Source organism: Aquitalea sp. LB_tupeE (assembly GCF_013391415.1).
Lineage (GTDB): Bacteria > Pseudomonadota > Gammaproteobacteria > Burkholderiales > Chromobacteriaceae > Aquitalea.
The window spans coordinates 1-473 of record NZ_JACAXB010000064.1 but is presented as its reverse complement, the minus strand read 5'-3'; the positions used below and the strand labels follow the sequence as shown (position 1 = coordinate 473).

1 protein-coding gene is annotated in these 473 nt (G+C 57.5%); it reads left to right on the top strand.

All coding sequences use genetic code 11. The features are described 5' to 3' along the window. A partial coding sequence (locus HWX34_RS21155; protein ID WP_218645290.1) for a hypothetical protein occupies window positions 1-203 on the top strand: 203 nt, incomplete at its 5' end. Between the last annotated feature and the right edge of the window lie 270 nt (window positions 204-473).

Below are 473 nucleotides of genomic sequence, written 5' to 3'. Positions count from 1 at the left end.
AACGTCTGCGTCGGCTCGCGCTGACGGGACCCGTTACTCTCGACCACCGTTTTAATCAGAAAAAGACTGCGTGCTTGAGGGAGATATTCGCCAAATGGACTCAGCCCGATTCCATTAATTACCACCGCACCAATGCGCCCATGGCCCCGTCAAGCATGCCGACGGGTGACCGGGACGAGGTGTTAAGCGCCTGCTTTGTTTGAGCGATTTGACCTTAGCAAATCGCGAGTTCAGGCGCGCCTCGCTCCGGGCGGGACCTGTCGGGCAGCCGCAGGCCATGCTTGTGGGGTGGCCTTGGAGGTGAAGGAGGGCTTGGCCAGGCAAGCCCTCTTTTCCGTTTGCCGCGCGGAAGCGGCAATGCAAAACATCATCCGCGTGAGCGGATGCTTGCCCTGTATTTAGCAACGTAAAACCAATAACAAAACCAACAACAAAATCAACTTCGCGGGTCTCGCCCCGCCGTCGAGGTTCTT